14 protein-coding genes are annotated in these 20,851 nt (G+C 69.9%); 5 read left to right on the forward strand and 9 right to left on the reverse strand.

The window, feature by feature from the left end:
- Positions 1-23 precede the first annotated feature (23 nt).
- The 3 genes from J7357_RS10340 to J7357_RS10350 all read left to right on the forward strand — a co-directional run bounded on the left by J7357_RS10340 (position 24) and on the right by J7357_RS10350 (position 2,412).
- Complete coding sequence (locus J7357_RS10340) at positions 24-665, forward strand: thiol:disulfide interchange protein DsbA/DsbL (protein WP_209246206.1); 642 nt, start codon at positions 24-26, stop codon at positions 663-665.
- A gap of 105 nt (positions 666-770) precedes the next feature.
- Positions 771-1,619, forward strand: a complete 849-nt coding sequence (locus J7357_RS10345; RefSeq protein WP_209246208.1) for a thiol:disulfide interchange protein DsbA/DsbL — start codon at positions 771-773, stop codon at positions 1,617-1,619.
- 25 nt (positions 1,620-1,644) lie between these two features.
- Complete coding sequence (locus tag J7357_RS10350) at positions 1,645-2,412, forward strand: endonuclease/exonuclease/phosphatase family protein (RefSeq protein WP_209246210.1); 768 nt, start codon at positions 1,645-1,647, stop codon at positions 2,410-2,412.
- Positions 2,413-2,570: 158 nt separating this feature from the next.
- Here J7357_RS10350 and J7357_RS10355 read toward each other — a convergent pair whose 3' ends face one another.
- Positions 2,571-5,459: a TonB-dependent receptor gene (locus tag J7357_RS10355; protein WP_209246212.1), complete on the reverse strand. Its 2,889-nt coding sequence runs from the start codon at positions 5,457-5,459 to the stop codon at positions 2,571-2,573.
- A 562-nt stretch (positions 5,460-6,021) separates the two neighbouring features.
- Here J7357_RS10355 and J7357_RS10360 point away from each other — a divergent pair.
- Together J7357_RS10360 and J7357_RS10365 are read left to right on the forward strand one after the other, a co-directional pair.
- Positions 6,022-7,989 (forward strand): transglycosylase SLT domain-containing protein, encoded by a 1,968-nt coding sequence (locus J7357_RS10360; RefSeq protein WP_209246214.1) that lies wholly within the window; start codon positions 6,022-6,024, stop codon positions 7,987-7,989.
- A 131-nt stretch (positions 7,990-8,120) separates the two neighbouring features.
- Positions 8,121-9,365, forward strand: coding sequence for a multifunctional CCA addition/repair protein (locus J7357_RS10365; protein WP_209246216.1), 1,245 nt, complete (start codon positions 8,121-8,123; stop codon positions 9,363-9,365).
- Between the two features lie 315 nt (positions 9,366-9,680).
- On the opposite strand, the gene J7357_RS10370 is transcribed toward J7357_RS10365, so the two are convergent.
- The 8 genes from J7357_RS10370 to J7357_RS10405 all read right to left on the reverse strand — a co-directional run bounded on the left by J7357_RS10370 (position 9,681) and on the right by J7357_RS10405 (position 20,835).
- Complete coding sequence (locus J7357_RS10370) at positions 9,681-11,582, reverse strand: hypothetical protein (protein WP_209246218.1); 1,902 nt, start codon at positions 11,580-11,582, stop codon at positions 9,681-9,683.
- Between the two features lie 474 nt (positions 11,583-12,056).
- Positions 12,057-13,202 (reverse strand): N-acetylglucosamine-6-phosphate deacetylase, encoded by a 1,146-nt coding sequence (gene nagA / locus J7357_RS10375; protein ID WP_209246220.1) that lies wholly within the window; start codon positions 13,200-13,202, stop codon positions 12,057-12,059.
- Positions 13,202-14,230 (reverse strand): SIS domain-containing protein, encoded by a 1,029-nt coding sequence (locus tag J7357_RS10380; RefSeq protein ID WP_209246297.1) that lies wholly within the window; start codon positions 14,228-14,230, stop codon positions 13,202-13,204. The genes nagA and J7357_RS10380 overlap by 1 nt, the downstream gene beginning before the upstream one ends.
- Before the next feature lie 8 nt (positions 14,231-14,238).
- The gene (locus J7357_RS10385) at positions 14,239-15,306 is read right to left on the reverse strand and encodes a LacI family DNA-binding transcriptional regulator (RefSeq protein ID WP_209246222.1); all 1,068 of its coding nucleotides are present in this window, start codon (positions 15,304-15,306) and stop codon (positions 14,239-14,241) included.
- A 38-nt stretch (positions 15,307-15,344) separates the two neighbouring features.
- Positions 15,345-16,610, reverse strand: coding sequence for a sugar MFS transporter (locus J7357_RS10390; RefSeq protein WP_010343152.1), 1,266 nt, complete (start codon positions 16,608-16,610; stop codon positions 15,345-15,347).
- Between the two features lie 36 nt (positions 16,611-16,646).
- On the reverse strand, positions 16,647-17,402 hold the full coding sequence (locus tag J7357_RS10395; protein WP_010343151.1) for a GntR family transcriptional regulator: 756 nt from the start codon (positions 17,400-17,402) through the stop codon (positions 16,647-16,649).
- A 71-nt stretch (positions 17,403-17,473) separates the two neighbouring features.
- Positions 17,474-18,628 carry a heparan-alpha-glucosaminide N-acetyltransferase domain-containing protein gene (locus tag J7357_RS10400; RefSeq protein WP_209246224.1) on the reverse strand — a complete coding sequence of 385 codons (1,155 nt, stop codon included), beginning with the start codon at positions 18,626-18,628 and terminating at the stop codon, positions 17,474-17,476.
- On the reverse strand, positions 18,625-20,835 hold the full coding sequence (locus J7357_RS10405; protein ID WP_244667433.1) for an alpha-N-acetylglucosaminidase: 2,211 nt from the start codon (positions 20,833-20,835) through the stop codon (positions 18,625-18,627). The genes J7357_RS10400 and J7357_RS10405 overlap by 4 nt, the downstream gene beginning before the upstream one ends.
- Between the last annotated feature and the right edge of the window lie 16 nt (positions 20,836-20,851).

Here is a 20,851-nt window from a genome sequence, read left to right on the forward strand (position 1 = left end):
TCGTTTTTTGCCTTGGAGATCGCATGAATCGTCTGCCCCGCCTGCTGTTGTGCCTGCTCGCCCTGCTGCCGTTGAGCGCCTGCGCGCAACCCAAGTCCGCCACTGCGGTGGAAGGCGAGGACTACACCCTGATCGCCGACCCCAAGCCGTTCGCGCCGCTGGCCGGCAAGATCGAGGTGGTGGAAGTGTTCGGCTATACCTGCCCGCACTGCGCGCACTTCGAGCCGCTGCTGGAGGAATGGGCCGGCAAGCAGGCCAAGGACGTGCGCCTGACCCTGGTGCCGGCGGCGTTCGGCGGCTACTGGGACAGCTTCGCCAGCGCCTTCTACGCCGCGCAGCAACTGGGCGTGCAGAGCCGCAGCCACCGCGCCATGTTCGAGGCCATCCACGACAAGCGCAGCGTGCCGGTGCAAAACGTGGCGCCGGAGGAACTGGCCACGTTCTACGCCGGCTTCGGGGTCAAGCCGCAGGCCTTCATCGCCGCCTACCAGAGCCCGCAGGTCGCCGCGCAGGTGAAGGCCGCGCGCGATTTCGCCGTGCGCGCCGACATCGCCGGCACCCCGGCGCTGATCGTCAACGGCAAGTACCTGGTCAAGGGCAAGAACTTCGAGGACATGCTGCGCATCGCCGACGCGCTGATCGCCCGCGAGCGCGCCGGCAAGTAATCGGCGCACGGCGCTTCATCCGCGCCATGGCATCATGACGGGGTGGCCGGACCGCGCTTGCGGCGCGTCCGGCGTTTTTCCCCCATCCTGCTGGAGATGTCGCCGATGAAGACCCGCTTCGCCCTGACCCTGATGGCCTTGCTGCCGATCCTGGTGGCATGCAAGGCCCAGGACGGCACTGCCGACACCGTCGCCCCCGCCTCCGGCAGCGCCGCAGCCCCGGCTGCGCCTGCCGCCGGCGACAATGCCGCCACGCCCGCCGAGACCCCGGCCACGCCTGCGGCCACCACCGCCGATGCCGCCGCGCAGCCCGCCGCCACCGACGGCGACACCGCCGCCGCGGCCAAGCCGGTCGCCGCCAAGACCCCGAACGGTCCGGAGCCGGTCGCCGGCACCGACTACGTCGACATCGCCGGCGGCCAGCCGTTCCAGCCGACCAACGGCAAGATCGAGGTGGCCGAGATCTTCGGCTACGTCTGCCCGGCCTGCGCGCGCTTCCAGCCGTTGATCGGCCCGTGGAAGGCCGGCCTGCCCTCCGACGTGCGCTTCGTCTATGTGCCGGCGATGTTCGGCGGCACCTGGGACGACTACGCCCGCGCGTTCTACGCCGCCGAGGCGCTGGGCGTGCAGGAGAAGACCCACGAGGCGCTGTACAAGGCGATCCACGTCGACGAAACCCTGAAGGGCGAGCGCGGCCGCGACTCGGTGCAGGACATCGCCAACTTCTACGCCAAGTACGGCGTGGACCCGAAGCAGTTCGCCGACACCATGGGCAGCTTCGCGGTGGCCACCAAGACCAACCGCGCCAAGCAGTTCGCCACCCGCAGCGGCATCACCGGCACGCCGTCGCTGATCATCAACGGCAAGTACCTGGTCAAGGGCAAGAGCTACGACGACATGCTGCGCGTGGCCGATCACCTGATCGCGCGCGAGCGCGCGGCGATGGCCAAGTAAGCCGTCCGCCCCGGGCCGCACCGCCGTGACCGCTCCCGCCACCCGCACCCTGCGCGTGCTGACCGCCAACATCCAGGCCGGTTCCAGCACGCGCCGCTACAGCGACTACGTGACCCGCAGCTGGTCGCATGCGCTGCCGGCCGGGCGCAAGCGCAGCAGCCTGGACGCGATCGCGCAACTGGCCAGCGACCACGACATCGTCGGCCTGCAGGAGGCCGACCCCGGCAGCCTGCGCTCGGGTTTCACCAACCAGACCCACTACCTGGCCGAGCGCGCCGGCTTCAACTACTGGAGCCACCAGCCGAACCGCCGCGTGGGCGGCGTGGCGTCCAGCGCCAACGGCCTGCTCAGCCGGCTGGAACCGGTAGAAGTGCAGGACCACGCCCTGCCCGGCCGGCTCGGCGGGCGCGGCGTGTTGCTGGCCAAGTTCGGCAACGGCGCCGAAGGCCTGGCGGTGGCGGTGGCGCACCTGTCGCTGGGCGCCAACTCGCGCGCGGCGCAGTTGGCCTTCATCGCCGAACTGCTGTCCGATCATCCCAACGCGGTGCTGATGGGCGACTTCAACTGCGTCGCCGACCGCCCGGAAATGCATTTGCTCTACAAACGCACCCGGCTGCAACCGCCGGGCTGCGTGGTGCCGACCTTCCCGAGCTGGCGCCCGCAGCGCGCCATCGACCACATCCTGGTCAGCGACGGCCTGCGCTGCAACGAACAGCGGGCGGTGCCTGCCGCCTTCTCCGACCACCTGGCGGTGGCCACCGAGATCGACGTGCCGCAGCACTTGCTGCGCTGAGGCAGCACGGTCGATTCTTGTAGCGCGTCGTCGCGGCTTCAGCCGCGACGGGCATTGCCGGGAACGTCCGTCGCGGCTGAAGCCGCTCCTACAGCTCGCATCGATACGCCTGCGGGAGCGAACACACGCTCCCGCAGGGTGTCAGGCGTAGGCAGCGACTAGAACTTCAGATCCGCCCGCACATACAGGTAGCGCCCACCCGGAATGCCGTAGGTGGAGGCGTCGTAGCCGTTGAGCGAGCACGACAGGCAGATCGGCGGGTCCTTGTCGAAGACGTTATTGACGCCGCCGCTGAGGGTCAGGCCCTTGAGCCAGTCGAAGCGGTAGCCGACCTGCAGGTCGTGGTAGGTGATCGCGTCCAGCGTGTTGGTGCCGGCCACCGGGTTGCTGCACACCGGGAACGCCACCGCATCGCCGCACTGTTCGGTCAGCTCGGAGATGTGCCGTAGCGTCCACGACGCGTTCCAGCGGCCGCGCGACCAGTCCAGGCTCAGGTTGCTGGTCCACTCGGGAATCGAGCTGTCCACCACCTCCACGCCCGGGCGCTGCGGCTGCACCTGGCCGGCCGCGCCGGTGGCGACGTAGCGGGTGACGAAGGTGTTCTGCCAGCCGATCTTGAAGCGGCCGGCGGCGGTCTCCGGCGAGTTCCAGAACAGGTCCACGTCCCAGCCGTCGGTCTTGATCGAGCCGAGGTTGGTCAAGCGGTTGTTGAAGCCGTTGATGCCGCCGGTGGAGGCGCGGGTGATGCCGTCGCAGTAGGTCGGCGACAGCGTGTCTACGCACAGGTCGAGCTGGGTCTGCGCGTTGATCGCCTGGATCGCGCCGTCGATGTCGTGGCGGTAGAAGGTCACCTCCACGTCGAAGCGGTCCGACCACGGCACGTTGCTGGCGAACCACGGGCTCCACACGAAACCGGCGCTGAAGCTGCGCGCCTTCTCCGGCTCCAGCGCGCGGTTGCCGCCGGTGGTCACCGAGATCTGCGAGTTGGCCTGCTGGTAGCCGGCCGGCACGCCGAGCGCGGCGCAGTTGCTGGCGCTGCCGCGCGGCGCGGTACCGCCCAGGCCGATCGAGCACGGGTCGGACAGGGTCAGGTCGGCGCGCGCGGCCGAGCCGTACAGTTCGCCGATGCTGGGCGCGCGGAAGCCTTCGGCGTAGCTGGCGCGCAGCACGAAGTCCGGCGCCACCTGCCAGCGCAGGCCGTACTTCGGGGTGAACTTGCCGCCGAAGGTGGAGTAGTCGGAATAGCGCCCGGCCAGGCTCAGGTCGAGTTTGTCGCCCAGCGGCGAGTCGGCGAAGATCGGCACGCTCAGTTCGAGGTAGGCCTCCTTGACGTCGTAGCTGCCCTGCGTGGGCAGCGACGGCACGCCGTTGTAGTGGCCGATCACCGTCAGCGGATCGGGGCGGTAGAAGCCCTCGTACTTGCGGTACTCCACGCCGGTGGCGAAGGACACCGCGCCGGCCGGCAGCCGGAACAGGTCGCTGCTGAGGTTGGCGGTGAACTGGGTCAGCTCGTTCTGGCTGCGGTCGTGCACCACCGGCTGGATCCAGCGCAGCATGTCCGGGGTGATGCTGCCGGCGCCGCCGAAGATGTTCAGCGGCACGCAGCCGGCCACCGCCGCGCACGCCGCCGGATCGCCCAGCGCCAGGTTGATGTTGTAGATGTTGTAGCTGCCGTAGTTGGTCTGCTCGGCCTTGTTCTTGCTGTAGGCGCCATTGACGTCCCAGAACCAGGTGCGGTCGGCGCCCTCGAAGCTGCCGATGAAGCCGGTGCCGACGTACTGGGTGTCCACGCGCTGCTCGAACACGCGCGCACCGCCTTCCACCGGGCGGCGCCCGATCATGATCAGGTTGCTGCCCGAATCCAGCGCGAAGCCGAACGGGTTGTACGGGTTGGCGGCGGAGATGACGATGTTGTCGGCCAGCGGATTGCCGGTGCCGGCGTCGGGACCGAGGAAGATCGGCTCCGGCGCGGCCTGGTTGGTCGATTCGCGGCGGTTGCCGAGCAGCTTCAGGTACCACTGCACGTCGTCGTTGAAGAAGAAGCGGAACTGGCCGAACACGCCCTTGCGCTCGGACGGCGTCAGCAGCAGGTTGGACGCGGCGAAGTTGTAGCGGTCGGCGGTGGTGAAGCAGTGGTAGTCGTCGCTGCGGGTACAGCCGCCGGTGCCGTCGTAGCGCGGCGTGCCCACGCCGCTGTTGGGCGTCAGGTTCTGCTCGGCGCCGGTGTTGGGGTCGACGAAGATGAAGCGCCCGTCAGGCGTGGCCGAGCTGCCGAAGGTCAGGCCGGTGCCGGGAATCGGATACAGCGACTGCGCGCGGTCGCGCGCGTAGATCGGATCCTGCTTGGTGTAGCTGGCGCCGAGAAACAGGCTGGTGCGCTCGGTGCTGTGGCCCCAGGCCAGGTCCACGCCCTTGCTGGCGCCATCGCCCTTGTCGTACTCGCCGTAGTTCAGGGTGACCTGACCACCCTCGAAATTGCGCCGGGTGATGATGTTGACCACGCCGGCGATGGCATCGGAGCCGTACAGCGAGGACGCGCCGTCCTCCAGCACCTCGACGCGCTCGACGATGGCCAGCGGGATGGTGTTGAGATCGGTGGCCGCGCCCACGCCCGAGGCAGAGGACTCGTTGACCCAGCGCATGCCGTCGACCAGCACCAGCACGCGCTTGGCGCCGAGATGGCGCAGATCGACCTGCGCCGAGCCGGCGCCGACGCCGCTGCCGTCCGGCGGGAAGCCGAAATTGCCGGAGGAATTGAACTTGGCGTTCAAGGCCGAACCGGAGGCGGTGAGTTCCTGCAGCACATCGCCGATGGAGGTCAGGCCGGTGCGTTCGATGTCGGCGCGGCTCAGGGTCTGCACCGGCACCTGGCCCTCGACTTCGGCGCGGCGGATGCGGGTGCCGGTGACCTGCACGCTGTCCAGCGTGGTGGCCGTGCCGGGGGCGGCTGGGGGCGTCTGTTGCTGGGCGCCGGCGATGGCGGGGACGCCGCCGAGCAGGACCAGGGATACCGCGAAGACCAAAGGATGGCGGTGCAGGAAATTCATCCGTCTCTCTCTCCAGAAAGGATGTGGGTCGGCCGCTGCGACCCCCTGCACCGCGACGGCGTGGAATTCTTTGTAAACAAATCGTAAACGGGCTGCAAGCGTCCGGCGGGCAAAGCGCGGGCCATCGCGACGACTGGTCGATCTGGTAGACACGAGAGCCGCGAGACGCTGTCAAACGGCGACCTGCCGAAGCCCCTCTCCCACCTGGAGAGGGGTTGGGGTGAGGGTACGGCGCGAAGCGCCCGCGCGATCCGGCGATCAGAGGCTTCGCCCGTACCCTCATCCGCCCCTGCGGGGCACCTTCTCCCAATGGGAGAAGGGAGAAGCGGAGCCCCTCTCCCACCGGGAGAGGGGTTGGGGTGAGGGTACGGCGCGAAGCGACTCGCGGACTTCAGGCGTACGAAGCTGCACCCGCACCTCACCCGCCCGTGCGGGAGCACAAAACGCAGGCCGGCGCGCGATACGGATCTGCAACGCTACAGGGCATCGCACTGACACGACGTGCCGTGGCTCCACCCGTCGTTGAAACGGCGATTCATCGGCGTTCGGTATAGTCCCGCGCATGATCCTGCGCACGTCTCTCCTGCTGTTCGCCGCCGCGTTGTGCGGCCCCGTCTCCGCCCTCGCCCAGTCCCTGGATGCGCAACGCCCGGCGATCCGCTCGGCGATCGACGATGCCGAGCAAGGCCGCTTCGATCCGGTGCGCGCGGCCGCGTTCAAGCAGCATCCGCTGTACGGCTGGCTGGAGTACGCCAACCTGCGCCGCACCATCGACAAGGTGTCCGATGCGCAGGCGCAGGACTTCCTCAAGCGCTACGCCGGGCAGCCGGTGGCCGAAAGCTTCCGCGCGCTGTGGCTGCCGGCGCTGGCGCGGCGCGAGGACTGGCCGGCGCTGCTGGCGAACTGGAAACCCACCGAGAACCTCGGCCTGCGCTGCGCCCAGCTCAATGCGCGCCAGGCCACCGGCCGCGCCGACGCGCAATGGACGGACGAAGCGCAGGCGCTGTGGCGCAACGCCGGCAAGTCGCTGCCCGACGCCTGCGATCCGGTGTTCGCGGTGCTGCAGGCACGCGGCGGCATGACCGATGCCCTGCGCTGGGCGCGCGTGGAAGCGGCCGCGGACGCGCAGCAGCCGGCGGTGATGCGCGCCGCCGCACGCGGCCTGCCCGCGGCCGAGCTGGCCCTGGCCAACGACTACGCGGCGTTCCTGGACGCGGTGCACACGCGTGCGCTGAACTGGCCCAAGACCGAGCGCAGCCGCAAGGTGGCGGTGGACGGGCTGCAGAAGCTGGCCAAGACCGACCCGGACGCGGCCGAGCGGCAACTGCCGCAATTCGCCCAGGCGCTGCAGTTGAGCGAGGCGCAGCGCGGCGCGGTGCTGTACCAGATCGCGCTGTGGACGGTGGCCTCGTACGGGCCGGATTCGGCGCGCCGGCTCAACGCCGTGCCCGAGTCCGCCTACGACGAACGCCTGCACGAGTGGCGCGCGCGCGAGGCGATGGCGCGCGGCGACTGGCCGGCGGCCCTGGCCGCGATCCGCAAGATGCCGCCGGCGCAGCGCAACGATTCGCGCTGGCAGTACTTCGAGGCACGGCTGGCGGAGAAGACCGGCAATGCCGGCGAGGCGCAGCGGCTGTATCGCGCGGCGGCCAGCTCTGCCACCTTCCACGGCTTCCTGGCCGCCGACCGGCTGAAGCAGCCGTACGCGCTGTGCCCGTGGGAACCGAACGACAGCGCACAGGCGCAGGCGGCGGTGGCGCGCGATCCGGCGCTGATCCGCGCGCTGGAGCTGTTCAAGATCGACCGCGCCGGCTGGGCGGTGGCCGAGTGGAACGATGCGCTGAGCCGCTTCGACGATACCCAGCGGCGCCTGGCGGTGGAAGTGGCCAGCGCCAACGGCTGGTTCGACCGCGCGGTGTTCGGGCTCGGCAAGCGCCCGGAGGAGCAGCGCCTGTACACGCTGCGCTTCCCGCTGCACCACGCCGACACCATCCGCCGCGAAGCCGGCAAGAATGCGATCGACCCGGCCTGGGTCGCCGCCGAGATCCGCGCCGAAAGCGTGTTCAACCCGAACGCGCGCTCCCCGGCCAATGCGATGGGCCTGATGCAGGTGGTGCCGGCCACCGGCGCCAGCGTCGCCCGCAGCCTCGGCCTGGCCGGCTACGGCGGCGCCGCCAGCCTGTACGACCCGGACACCAACATCGCCATCGGCACCGCCTACCTGCGCCAGTTGCTCAACACCTACGGCCTGCCCTACCTGACCATCGCCGCCTACAACGCCGGCCCCGGCCCGGCCGCACGCTGGCAGAGCCAGCGCCCGGGCCACGATGCCGACTTCTGGATCGAGACGGTCAGCTACAAGGAAACCCGCGAGTACGTGGCGCGCATCCTGGCCTTCAGCGTGATCTACGACTGGCGCCTCAACGGCGACGCCCTGCCGGTCACCGAACGCATGCTCGGCAAGCTGGACGCGCCGCGGAAGAAGTTTGTGTGTACGGCCGCCGATGCGGCGGCCGGGAATCGGGAATAGAGAATGGGGAATCGCAACGGCGCACCGCGCGCGACCGCGCCGAACATTGGGTCAACACGCCAGCGCGACATCAGGCGAAGGGAATCTGCTTTTACCATTCCCCATTCCCTATTCCCCATTCCCAGCCCCCAATGAACATCTACCTCGTCGGCGGCGCCGTCCGCGACGCCTTGCTCGGTCAACCGCCCGGCGACCGCGACTGGGTGGTGGTCGGCGCCAGCGCGCAGCAGATGCTGGAGCTGGGCTACAAGCAGGTGGGCCGCGATTTCCCGGTGTTCCTGCATCCGCGCAGCGGCGAGGAGTACGCGCTGGCGCGCACCGAGCGCAAGGCCGGGCGCGGTTACCACGGCTTCGTGGTGCAGGCCGATCCGTCGGTGACGCTGGAAGAGGATCTGCAGCGGCGCGACTTCACCATCAACGCCATCGCCCGCGACGAGGCCGATGGGCGCCTGGTCGATCCGTATGGCGGCGCGCGCGATCTCGAGCAGCGGGTGCTGCGCCATGTCGGCCCGGCCTTCGCCGAGGATCCGCTACGGGTGCTGCGCGCGGCGCGGTTCATGGCGCGGCTGGCGCCCCTGGGATTCGTCGTCGCGGCCGAGACCATGGACCTGATGCGCGCAATGGCCGCCGGCGGCGAACTGGAAACGCTGGTGCCCGAACGCGTCTGGCAGGAACTGCGGCGCAGTCTGGCCTCGGCGCAGCCCTCGGCGTTCCTGCGCACGCTGCGCGAGGCCGATGCGCTGCGCTGGGTGCTGCCGGAGCTGGACGCGCTGTACGGGGTGCCGCAACGCGCCGAGTACCACCCCGAGGTCGACACCGGGCGCCACCAGGAGCTGGTCAGCGACATGGCCGCGCGGCTGGCGCCGGGCGATGCGCTGATCGGCTTCGCCGCGCTGACCCACGACCTGGGCAAGGCACTGACGCCGCCGGAGGAGTGGCCGCGCCACCTGATGCACGAGCAACGCGGCCTGGCGCCGCTGCGCGCACTGTGCGAACGCCTCAAGGTGCCGCAGGAGCATCGGCAACTGGCCGAGATCGCCTGCCGCGAGCATCTGAACGTGCATCGCCTGGCCGAGTTGCGCGACCGCACCGTGCACGAACTGCTGCAGCGCTGCGACGGCTTCCGCAAGCCCGAGCGCATCGCGCAGCTGGCAACGGTGTGCGAGGCCGACAAGCGCGGCCGCCTCGGCAGCGAGGACGCCGATTATCCGCAGGGCCGCACACTGCAGCGCCTGCATGCGGCGGCGCTGGCGGTGAACGCCCGCGACCTGGCCGCGCAGGGCCTGAGCGGCCCGCAGATCGGCGAGGCACTGGCCAAGGCGCGGATCGCGGCGATCGCCGCGGCGCGGCGGGAGCTGCAGGCCGACGCGTCCTGATCGCTGCCACGCCGCGCTTGCTCAGGTACGCCTTAGGAGCGGCTCTTATCTCCTTCTTGGGAATCAGCCGCGACAGGTTTCCGGGGAATGGCCATCGCCACGGAAGCGAACATCCAGTACGAGTTAATGGCCCCACATGTAGGAGCGGCTTCAGCCGCGACCGGCGTGATCGGGAAGGCCTGTCGCGGCTGAAGCCGCTCCTACGGGGCCATGACGTGCCCGCTTGATCGTGGCAAGGGTAGGCATCATCCGTCACGACGCACCTAGACGAACGGCGCGGCGGCGGTGACCGCCGCGTTGCTCGCCAGGCGCGCGCTAAGGCACCTGGATCGCCTCCCCGCTGTTCACCACCACCGTGGCGATCTGCGAGGCGGCATCGCGGCTGTCCACGTCGGCCAGCGTCCCCAACAGCGTGCTGTTGTCCTGCATCTCCAGCGCGTCCCGGTAACGCGCGTTGGCCACGTCGGCCAGCTGTACGCCGAGCTCGCTGACGCGCAGCGCCGCCGCGTCCAGGACACCGTCGAGCAATTGCGCGCCCTGCAGGGCGATGCGCGCGGCACGCGCGTTGGCGGTCTCGCCCAGGTCGACGACGCCGATGAATCCGTCCAGCGCGCCCGCCGCATCGATCACCTCATCCATCAACTCGCCATAGACGATCGACACGCGCTGGCCCGACGCCGACAGCGCGCCGCCGGCGTTCGCGCTGTGGCGCACGCGCAGTTCGGCGCTGGCATCGCGCGCATCGACCAGATCCAGCAGTTCGTCGACCAGTTCGCCCTCGATGATGTCCAGCGCCTCGACACGGGCGTTGCCGGCATCGGCGAAGTCCAGGCGCAGGTGCGCACGCGCGAGCGTGCCCTGCAGGTCGACCGCTTCGTCGATCAGTTCGCCATGGGCGATGGTCAGGGCCTCGCCGGTGACGTTGCCACTGTCCGCGAACGCGACGTCGAGCATGCCGCCGTCGAAGGAGGCCGCATCGATCGCCTCGTCGATCAGTTCGCCCTCCTCGATCCGCGCCGCCAGCGCATGCAGATTGCCGGTGTCCTCGAAGCGCACCGCCAAGCTCGCGTCCTGCACTGCACCGACGTCGACCGCTTCATCGATCAATTCCCCGTCCACGATCCGCGCATCGGCAGCCACGGCGTTGCCGCTACGCAGCAGGCTCACCACGACGTCGGACGCGCGCAGATCGGCCGCGTCCAGCGGCTCGTCGATCAGCCCGCCATCGCGTATGCGCAGCGCGCCCTCGACGCTGGCGTTGCCGGTATCGGTCAGGCGCAGGTCGATCGTCGCGTCCTGCACCTGCCCGGCGGCGACCAGTTCGTCGACCAGCACCGCATCCTGGATGTCCAGCAAGCGCGCATCGACATTGGCGGCATTGGCGAGCGCGATCGCGATCTGGCCGCCCAGCCATGGCCCGACTTGCAGCGCTTCGTCCAGCAATTGGCCTGCAAACAGGCGGACCTCGTCCGCCGCCACAGTGGCCACGTCGTCCGCCTGCACGGCGACGCGGCTGCCACGCAACGGATGCGCGATCAGCGTGCCCTGCAGGCGGCCGCCGCCGATCGTCAGCAGGCCGCGATCTCCCAGCACCCGGTCGCTGCGCTCGGCCACGATCTCGAGACAGGCGTCATCGGCGGCCGCGACCGTTGCATCGCGTGGCGCGATCAACCGTTCGCTGAGGCTCCCGCCGCCAAGGTGCAGGTGGCTCTGCGCGGTCTGCAGGGTGACGTTCGCCGAGTTGCGCAGGCGCAGGTCGATGCGCGCGCCGTCCGCGATGGAGCCGTCGACCAGCGTGCCGATCAAGGCTGCCTGCACCGGCTCCGCCGGCGCATGCAGGCTGCCGTCGGCAGCGAGCGTGTCCTCGCCCAGGGTCAGGCGCCCGGCCAGCGCCACGTTGGCGCTGTCCTGCACCAGGATCGCCAGCGTGGCGTCCGTGCCGACGCCATGCACCAGCGTCGGCAGCAACGGCGGCTGCGCTTGCCATTGCGCATCCTGCACGGCCTGGTTGGCCTGTCCGCAGATCGCGATGGCCAGGCTCTGCCCCGCGGGCACATCGAGCGGCGTAGCGAACGCATAGGACTGCCAGAGCCCGCCGTTGCGGGCGATGAAGCTCCCGACCGCGGTCGGGCCGGCGCAGTCCACCGGCAACGCCGGCCGCCGGCACGCTGCCGGTGATGTCGCCGCCCAGGTCGGCCAGGCCACAGCCCACGCCAACAAGAACATCCCAGCGCGCGTGCTTCCCCTGTGCAATTGCCGCTGCTCGCTGGCAGCGGGCGGCACGTCGGCCCCCATTCTTCGCCACGGCGTGCGACAGGTCACGACGACGCGCGACACGCCAATGAACCACCCTTCCTCGCCGCCGCAGCGACGCGGCACGACCGTACGTACGATCCGCATGACGATCTCCCCCTGTGGCGATCGCGGACGAGCCTAGCGCATGCAGACGACAATATCGCGCGACCGGCGCAGACGACGTTTCATCTTTTGACTGGCGTACTGCCGCGAGGAAAACCTACAGTCGCGGCGACGCATCGCGCACCGCTCGCTCAATCCTCGGCGAGGAAGACGTCGCACTTGTCCTCGGCGAAGGCGCCAACCGACTTGCCTTCGGGAATGCCTCGGTGCCGATGGGGCTCGGCACAATCGCCGCACGGCCGCCACCGCAGCGCTGCGCGACGCCGCCGCCGCTTACTCCATCTCGCCCGCGATCCAGGTATGCCGGACCTGCAACGCGTCGTCCAGCAGCACCAGGTCGGCCTGGTAGCCCGGCGCGATGTGGCCATAGCGGTGGTCAAGGCCCACGCACTGCGCCGGGTACAGCGAGGCCATGCGCGCGGCTTCTTCCAGCGGCACGTCCAGCCACTGCACGCTGTTGCGCACCGCACTGGCCATGTCCAGCGCCGAGCCGGCCAGGGCGCCGGCGGCATTGCGCACCACGCCGTCGATGGCGGTGATGGTTTCGCCGTACAGGTCGAACGCGGGGCTGTCGGCGCCGACCATCGGCATCGCGTCGGTGACCAGGAACACGGTGCCGCGCGGCTTGGCCGCCAGCGCCACGCGCAGGCTGGCCGGATGCACGTGCACGCCGTCGACGATCACCCCGCACCAGGCGTTGCGGTCTTCCAGCGCCGCGCCGACCACGCCGGGATCGCGCCCCTGCAACGGGGTCATGGCGTTGTACAGATGGGTGAAGCCGCAGATGCCGGCGTCCAGCCCGGCGCGGGTCTCTTCGTAGCTGGCGGCGGTGTGGCCGGCGAACACGCGCGCACCGGCCGCGGCCAGGGTGCGGATGCTGGCCGCCGGCACGCGCTCCGGCGCCAGGGTGATCAGGGTGACGCCGTTGTCCAGCGAGGTGGCCATGGCCAGTTCGTCGGCGTCGGGCACGCGGAACTTGTCGGCGTTGTGGGTGCCCTTGCGCGCCGGCGCCAGGTAGGGACCTTCCAGGTGGATACCGAGCACGCCCGGCACGCCTTCGGCGATGGCCTGGCGCGTGGCGGCGATCGCCGCGCGCATCACCTCCACGTCGTCGCTGATCAGCGTCGGCAGATAGCCGGTGGTGCCGTAGCGGCGATGGCCCTGGCCGATGCGGCGCAGCGCCTCGACGTCGGTGCGGTTGTTGAACAGCACGCCGCCGCCGCCGTTGACCTGCAGGTCGATGAAGCCCGGCAGCAGGCTGCCGCCGCCCAGGTCGTGCTGCACCGGCGCTGCCGCCACGCGCGGGTCGGCGTCGTCGAGCAGGGCGAGGATGCGCCCGCCCTCCAGCAGCACGCTGACGCCGTCGAGAAACCCGTCCTCGCCGAGCACGCGCGCGTTGCGCAGCGCCACCGTGGTCATCAGACGGTCTCCGTCACTTTGTTCAGATGCGGCGGCAGGTCCGGGTTGTAGCCGCGGCGCAGCGCCAGGGCGTTGATCGCACGGTAGAAGCTCTGGATCGCCAGCAGCGGCGCACACGCCGGATGCGGCGCGGCGACCAGCGGCAGGTCGCCGCCGGCGCTGGCCAGCCACACCTGCGCGCCGCGGCCGCGGAACTCCTCGGCCAGGCGCCGGGTGCCCTCGCCGGCTTCGTCCGGCTGGTCGAACGCCAGCACCGGGAAGCCTGGGCCGACCAGGGCCATCGGCCCGTGCTTCACTTCGGCCGAGCTGTAGGCCTCGGCGTGCAGGCCGCAGGTCTCCTTGAACTTCAGCGCCGCTTCCTGCGCCGCCGCCAGGCCCAGGCCGCGGTCGAGCACGAACAGGTTGTGCGCCTCGACCAGGCCGTCGGTCAGCGAGCGCCAGTCGGCCTGCCAGGCCGCACGCAGCGCCTGCGGCAATTCCTGCAGTGCGCCCAGCAGCGCCGGGTCGTTCTTCCAGTGCGCGCCGAGCTGCAGGATCGCCGCCAGCGAAGCCAGGTAGCTCTTGGTCGCGGCCACGCTCTTCTCCGGGCCAGCGCCGAGCGGGATCACCGTGTCGGCCAGCTGCGCCAGCGGCGAATCCTCGACGTTGACCAGGGCCACCACGCGCGCGCCGGCGTCCTTGGCCGCCTGCGCATTGCGCAACAGGTCCGGGCTCTTGCCCGACTGCGAGATCACCAGGTATAGCGCCCCGCGCAACTGCAGCGGCGCTTCGTACACCGACCCCACCGACGGCGAGGCCGAGGCGGTGACCACGCCGAGCTGGGTCTCGAACAGGTACTTAGCGTAGGTGGCGGCGTGGTCGGAACTGCCGCGCGCGCAGGTCACCACGAACGGCGGCGGCGCGGCGCGCAACGACGCGGCGAGCGCGCTCACCGTGGCGTGGTTGCGTTCGAACTGCGCGGCGATGACCGCGGCGGCTTCCGCGGCTTCGCGGAACATCAGGGTGTCGGTTTCGGAGGGCAGCGCCATGGGCAGGGTCATGTGGGGTCAGGGGAGGAGGAACGGCGGGAATGCGGCTGCATGGGCGCGGTCGAGCCACGCACCACCAGTTGCGGCACGAAGCCCTGGTTGTGCACCGGCGCCGGATGGTCTTCGTAGGCATCGCTGCGCAACTGGCTGATCAGCAGCCGCGCGGCGTGGCGGGCGATGTCTTCGGTGGCCTGCTTGGCGGTGGTCAGCGGCGGCCACGACTGGCGCGAGAACGGGCTGTCCTCGAAGCCGGCGATGGACAGGTCGTAGGGCACGTTCATGCCGGCCGACTTGGCCGCGGCCAGCACGCCGGCGGCGATCTCGTCGTTGGAGCCGAAGATCGCGGTCGGCGGCTCGCGCAGCGCCAGCAGGCGCCGCGCGCCGCGGAAGCCGTCGTCGAAGGTGTAGTCGCCGGGGATCACCAGGTGCTTGTCCAGGGTGATGCCGTAGTCCTTCAGCGCCGCCTCGTAGCCGGCATAGCGCTCGCCGCTGGAGCGATGCGAGGTGCCGCCCCACAGGAAGCCGATGCGCTGGTGGCCGAGCTGGATCAGGTGCTCGGTGATCTCGTAGGCGGCGTCGCGGTCGTCGACGTAGACGCAGGGGCCGTCCTGCGGATCCTCGGTGGCGGCGATGATGCGCACGGTCTTGATGCCGCGCACGGCCAGCGCCGCGACCAGGTCGGCGCGCTCGGACATCGGTGCGGTCAGCACCAGCCCGGCCAGGCGCGAGCGCTGGGTCCACTCGGCCAGTTCCTCGGCCAGCATCGGCGCGGTGGAATCGCAGGGATGGATCTGCAGGCCGAAGCCGGTCTCGCGGCAGGCGGCGAGCACGCCGTTCTGCACGCCGATGATGTGGTACGGGTTGGGGTTGTCGTACACCAGCCCGATCACGAACGGCGTGCCGCTGCGCAGGTTGCGCGCCGACGGATCCGGCTCGTAGTCCAGTTCGGCGATGGCATGCAGCACGCGCGAGCGCGTAGCCTGCATCACCGACGGTTCGTTGTTGATGACCCGCGAGACGGTCTTCAGCGACACCCGCGCCCGTTCGGCGACGTCTTTGATGGTGGGTCTGCGCATTGGAATGAGTTTGCCGGGTTGGAGAAAAGCGCGTCAGCTCACCGCGCGCCCTGGCCGACGCGGTGACCGCGCAGCGCGAAGAACAAGATGTACAGGTAGCAGGCGATCATCAAGCCGGCGAAGACCACCTGGAAATCGAACGACTCCTTCAGATGGGCGAACAGCTGCGGCACCGCGGCGCCGCCCACGATGCCCATGATCAACAGCGCCGCGCCCTTCTCGGTGAACTTTCCCAGCCCCTTGATGGCCAGCGGGAAGATGGCCGGCCACATGATGGCATTGGCGAATCCGAGCGCCGCCACGAACGCCACCGAGACATAACCGCCGGTCAACATCGCGCACAGCGAAAAGACGATGCCGAGGCATGCCGAAATGGACAGGTACTTCTCCTGCGAGATGTACTTCGGAATCAGCACCAGGCCGACCAGGTAGCCCGCCAGCATGCAGGCCAGCGTGCCGATGGTGAAATACTTCGCGTAGTCCAGCGAGAGGCCGAGGCTGTTGCCGTAGATGCCGATCGCATCGCCCGCCATCACCTCGGCGCCGACGTACACGAAGATGCACAACGCGCCCAGCCACACGTGCGGGAACGCGAAGATGCTGTCGCGGCTGCGTTCGTCGGCGGCCGACGCGTTGGCCTTCTCGGCGCTGATCTCGGGCAGGGGCGAAAACAGGATGGCCACGGAGAGCACGGCAAGCACGCCGGCGATCGCCATGTAGGGGCCGTGGATGCGACCGGCGAACTCCTGCAGCAGCAGTTCCTTCTGCGCCGGCAGCACCTGTTCGATCTGGGTCGAAAAATCCTCCATGCCGTGCAGGACCACCTTCGCCAGTCCATACGTGGCCAGCGCGCCCGCCACCTTGTTGCAGATGCCCATGAGCGCGATACGGCGCGCGGCGCCGTCGATCGGCCCGAGGATGCTGATGTACGGATTGACCGCGGTCTGCAGCAGGGCCAGGCCGCCGCCGATGATGAAGATGCCGCTCACCGCGCCCACGTACGAACGGGCATTGGTGAACTGACCGAAGATGGCCGCGCCGATCGCCAGGATCAGCAGGCTCAGCGCCAGGCCCTTCTTCATCCCGGTCAGCTTCAGGATGAACGACGAAGGCAATGCCAGGCAGAAGTAGGAAATGTAGAACGCGCTCGGGATGAGGAACGCGAAGGTGTCGCTGACATTGAAGGCGACCTTGGCGAACAGGATCAGCGGCCCATTGATCCAGGTAAAGAAGCCCATGATGAAGAACAACAGGCCGACGATGGCGATGGAAGCGTAGGGACTGGCGGGCCGTGCGGTGGTCATGGGCGGCGTGCTCCGGGAGGGCGCGGGGATCGGCGATCAGCGTCGCAGTTCGGCGACGAAGTCGTAGTAGTCGTTGTGGCAATAGGTGTCGGTCAGTTCGATCGCGCTGCCGTCGCGGGTGTAGCCGACCCGCACCACGTGCAGGATCGCCTCGCCTTCCTTCATGCCGAGATGGCCGGCCAGCCGCGCCGGCAGGTTGATCGCGCGGAAGTACTGCAGCGCCCGCACCACCGGGGTGCCGCGCTCGTCCAGGTAGCTGTAGAGCGAATCGGCAATGGCGTGCGGATCGGGCACCACATGCTGCGGCAGCACCGCCTTCTCGTAGGCCATCACCCGGCCGTCGGCGCTGCGCAGGCGGGTCAGCGCCGCGACCACGGTGTCCGGCGACAGGCCCAGGCGCAGGATCTCCTCGCCGTGCGCCGGACGCGTGCGCCGCTCCAGCCAGCGCGTGCCCGGCTCCAGCCCCTTCATGCGCAGGGTTTCGCTGAAGCTGGCCAGGCCGCTGAGCTGGTGCTGGATGTGCGAGGTGACGAAGGTACCGGCGCCCTGGCGGCGCGACACCAGGCCCTGCTCGACCAGTGCGTCCACGGCCTGGCGCAGGGTCACCCGCGACACCTGCAGGTATTCGCACAGTTGCCGTTCGGCCGGCAGCGCCTCGCCCGGCTTCCACTGCCCGCCCTTGATCGCCTCCACCAGCTTGCTGGCCAGTTGCAGGTACAGCGGGGTCGGCGCGTCCGGATCCACGGCCAGCGCATGCAGGCGTGGATCGGCCTGCGGCTTGGGCTTGGTCATGGCGCGCTCTCCAGTCCGCATGAATTCGTTATGTCCAATATAGTACCAATTCGCGGTCCGTGCACGCCGGGTCACAGCCGCAGGTACAGCCTCCTGCGGTCCATCCACCAGCCCACCAGCCAGCACAGCAACGTATAGGCCAACGCGCAGGCCAGGCTGCCCCACGGGCCGGGCAGCAGCCGCTGGAACACCTCCACGCCCAGCCACTGGTACAGGTCCATGCCGCTGGCACCGACCGGGACCAGCCGCAGGCAGACCACGAACAGTTCGGAGAACAGGTAGATCGCCAGCGGATTGCGCCCAAGCACGGTGAAGAAGCCGCTGCCGGCCTGCCAGCCGCGCACCTCGATGGCCCACAGCAGCGCGCCCAGCAGCCACAGGTCCAGGCCCACGGTCAGCAGCACGAACGAGCCGGTCCACAGTTTCTTGGCCAGCGGGAACCACGGCTGCCAGGCCAGCGCCAGCAGGACCAGCGCGCCGCCGGCCAGCCACAGCCAGCGCACCGTGCGCGCCTGCTTGCCGACCCGGCGCACGTACAACCCGGTCAGGTAGCCGGCGATGACGTTGACTGTGGCCGGCAACGTGCCGAGCAGGCCCTCCGGATCGAACCCGCCGTCCTTGCGATACAGCTGCGCCGGATCCAGCAGCCACAGGTCCAGGCGGGTGCCGGCATTGCCGAGCTTGCTCAGCTCCGCGCCCGGCTGGCCCCACAGGTACAGCGCGCCCCAGTAGCCGAGCAGCAGCGCGACGCACATACCCAGCAGGCCGCGCGGCGACAGCCAGCGGCACAGCAGCGCCGCCAGCGCATAGCACAGCGCGATGCGCTGCAGCACACCCGGCACCCGGGTCTGGTCGATCGCGGTGAGGCTCCAGTGGCCATCGGCGCCCTGGTGCACGAACGGGAACCAGTACATCAAGAAGCCGAGCAGGAAGATCAGTGCGCTGCGCTTGCCGACCCGGCGCAGGAACGCGCCGAGCGGCTGGCCGCGGTCCAGCGCGAAGCTCATCGCGTTGCCGACCGCGAACAGGAACGACGGGAACACCAGGTCGGCGGCGGTGAAGCCGAACCACGGCGTATGCCTCAGTTGCACGAACGCATCGGCGCCGGCGCCCGGCGTATTGACCAGGATCATCAGGAAGATGGTCAGGCCGCGGAACACGTCCAGCGACAGGAAGCGTTCGCGCGGCGGCGCCGCGGCGGGAAGGCGGACGGACGCGGCGCTCATGGCGCATCCACCTGGTGCAGCAGCGTGCGCACCGCCGCGACCGGATCGGCCGGCGCCTGCCGCACGTAGGCGGTGTCGCGCGCCACCCAGTCCCGTTCCCAGGCGCGCAGCCGTTGCTGCAGTTGCGCCTCGTCCACGTTGCCGCCGGCGACCGCCGCCTCGCGCAGCATCTGCAGCGCCAACATCCAGCGCGGCAGGTAACAGTCCGCATACATGCCCTGCCAGGCCTTGGACGCGTAATCGCCCAGGTTGCCCTCGCCGCCCCACACGCTGACCTGCGCCTTGGCGTCGCGCCGGTAGTAGGCCGCGTCCTGCGGGGTCTTCGCATAGCCGGCGGCGGCGTCGAGCCAGCTCGACAGGGTGTCCTGCTGGCCGCCGACCAGGCGGTCGAGTTGCGTCACCGCCTCGCGCACGCGCGCGGTCGCCGCGTCGCCGGCCGCGACATCGCCGCGCCGGTAGGCGGCCACCGCCTGCTGCAACTGCACGTCCACGCGGCCGGTGGCGTAATGGCGGGCGAAATCGATCAGGTCGTAGCGGTACAACGGCGCATCGGCGTACTCCGGCGCCAGCGCCAGCAGTTGCTGCAACGCGCGGCGCAGCCGCGGCGGATCGCCGGGCGCGCCCTCGAACTCGCCGATGTCCAGCGTCGGCCGCTTGAACAACAGATAGGCGCCGGCGCGGCTGCGCCACCAGCGTGGCGTCCAGTAGCGGGTCGACAGCACCGACGCCTGCAGGTCGTCCCAGGCCGCGCGCAAGGCCGGCGAGGTGTGTCCGTAGCGGGCGCGGGTGTAGTCGTCGAGCCAGTCCTGCAACGGGCGCTGCTGCGCGCCCCAGGCCAATGCGTACATGTACTCGTAGACCACCGAGGTGGTGTGCAGCCCTTCCGGGAAGGCGCCGAAGCCGACCAGTTGCTGCTTGTCCTTGTCGGCGAGCAGCGCACGCAGGTCCTCGCGGTAGAACGCCAGGTCGCCGTACACCGGATTGCTGCCACCGTAGTTGTGCACGTAGCCATAGATCCACTGCTTGCCGTCGAACGCGTCGGACAGTTTCCAGGTGCCGGGGTAGCGGTCGTTGCCGATATCCAGTACCAGCAACTTATCGTTGGGCACCTCGCGCAGGAACGCGGCGATCGCCTGCGGCGTCCAGAAATGGCGGTCGGCGCCGAACAGCCAGCCCTGCATCACCCACACCGCATCCGGGTTGGCGCGGTGGATCGAGGCGTACAGCGCGCGGCCGTACGCGGCCAGGCGCTTGTCGCGCTGCGCCGGCGGCACCTCGGGCGGCTTGGTCCTGGCGGTGTTGGCGGTGCTGTCGCCGTAGCTGGCCAGGCGCGCGTCGCTGCCGTCGGCGGCGATCGGCGGCAACATCTCGTTGAACGCATCGGCCAGGTAGTAGGTGCCCTTGCCATAGGTGCGGTCGTAGAGCTGGATGAAGCGCTGCGCGATCTGCGCGAACAGCGGATCGGCCGGATCCAGCCAGTAGGTCTCGTGGAAGCCCTCCCAGGCGCGCATGCGGTAGATGCGCGCCTGCGGATGCGCCTGCGCGAACGCCTTCGGCACATAGCCGGCGAAGGCCGGCAGCACCGGCTTCATGCCCAGCGCACGCATGCGCTGCAGGATGCGCAACTGCAGCGCATGCTTGTCCTCGATCCACTGCTGCGGCAGCGGCGCGTCGTAGCCTTCGATGTTGCCCATGCGCTGCCACGGTGCGAAGGCCGGGCCGGAGAAGTACTGCGCCAGCTCCGCATCGGCGACGCCGAACTCGCGCCACAGCGCCTGCCACACGTACTCCTGACCCTCCATCGCCAGCGGCATGTCGATGCCGTGCAGCGCCATCCAGTCGATCTCGCGCTCCCAGCGCGGCCAGTCCCACCACGGCGTGGTGTAGCCGTAGGTGCAGACGTTGAGGTAGGCGCGGTGCGCGAACGGGGTGACCACACGCGGCCCCTGGACGTCCGCGTAGGACGGCGGCAGCGCCACGCGGCTGCCCTCCCAGCTCACCGACGCAGCACCGATCGACTGCAGGTAACTGTAGGCGCCATGCGCCAGCGCCACTTCGGACGACCCGGACACGCGCAGCGTGCCGGCCTCGGCGGCGACCTGGTACCAGTCGTTGCCGCGGCCGCGCGGCTGCCGTTGCAGGCGCAACTCGGCGGCGCGCGGGCCGAGCGTGCGCAGCAGCACCTCGCGTGCGGTGCCGCCCTGCATGTCCTGCGCGGGCGAC

Origin of the sequence: Xanthomonas sp. D-109 (assembly GCF_017746095.1) — a bacterium.
Lineage (GTDB): Bacteria > Pseudomonadota > Gammaproteobacteria > Xanthomonadales > Xanthomonadaceae > Xanthomonas_A > Xanthomonas_A sacchari.

Excerpts from the sequence above, each read along its gene's own strand:
- J7357_RS10340 (WP_209246206.1), top strand. The coding sequence starts at position 24 with ATGAATCGTCTGCCCCGCCTGCTGTTGTGCCTGCTCGCCCTGCTGCCG.
- J7357_RS10345 (WP_209246208.1), top strand. The coding sequence starts at position 771 with ATGAAGACCCGCTTCGCCCTGACCCTGATGGCCTTGCTGCCGATCCTG.
- J7357_RS10395 (WP_010343151.1), bottom strand. The coding sequence starts at position 17,402 with ATGACCAAGCCCAAGCCGCAGGCCGATCCACGCCTGCATGCGCTGGCC.
- J7357_RS10355 (WP_209246212.1), bottom strand. The coding sequence starts at position 5,459 with ATGAATTTCCTGCACCGCCATCCTTTGGTCTTCGCGGTATCCCTGGTC.
- J7357_RS10365 (WP_209246216.1), top strand. The coding sequence starts at position 8,121 with ATGAACATCTACCTCGTCGGCGGCGCCGTCCGCGACGCCTTGCTCGGT.
- J7357_RS10400 (WP_209246224.1), bottom strand. The coding sequence starts at position 18,628 with ATGAGCGCCGCGTCCGTCCGCCTTCCCGCCGCGGCGCCGCCGCGCGAA.
- nagA (WP_209246220.1), bottom strand. The coding sequence starts at position 13,202 with ATGACCACGGTGGCGCTGCGCAACGCGCGCGTGCTCGGCGAGGACGGG.
- J7357_RS10360 (WP_209246214.1), top strand. The coding sequence starts at position 6,022 with ATGATCCTGCGCACGTCTCTCCTGCTGTTCGCCGCCGCGTTGTGCGGC.
- J7357_RS10405 (WP_244667433.1), bottom strand. The coding sequence starts at position 20,835 with ATGCAGGGCGGCACCGCACGCGAGGTGCTGCTGCGCACGCTCGGCCCG.
- J7357_RS10390 (WP_010343152.1), bottom strand. The coding sequence starts at position 16,610 with ATGACCACCGCACGGCCCGCCAGTCCCTACGCTTCCATCGCCATCGTC.
- J7357_RS10380 (WP_209246297.1), bottom strand. The coding sequence starts at position 14,230 with ATGGCGCTGCCCTCCGAAACCGACACCCTGATGTTCCGCGAAGCCGCG.
- J7357_RS10385 (WP_209246222.1), bottom strand. The coding sequence starts at position 15,306 with ATGCGCAGACCCACCATCAAAGACGTCGCCGAACGGGCGCGGGTGTCG.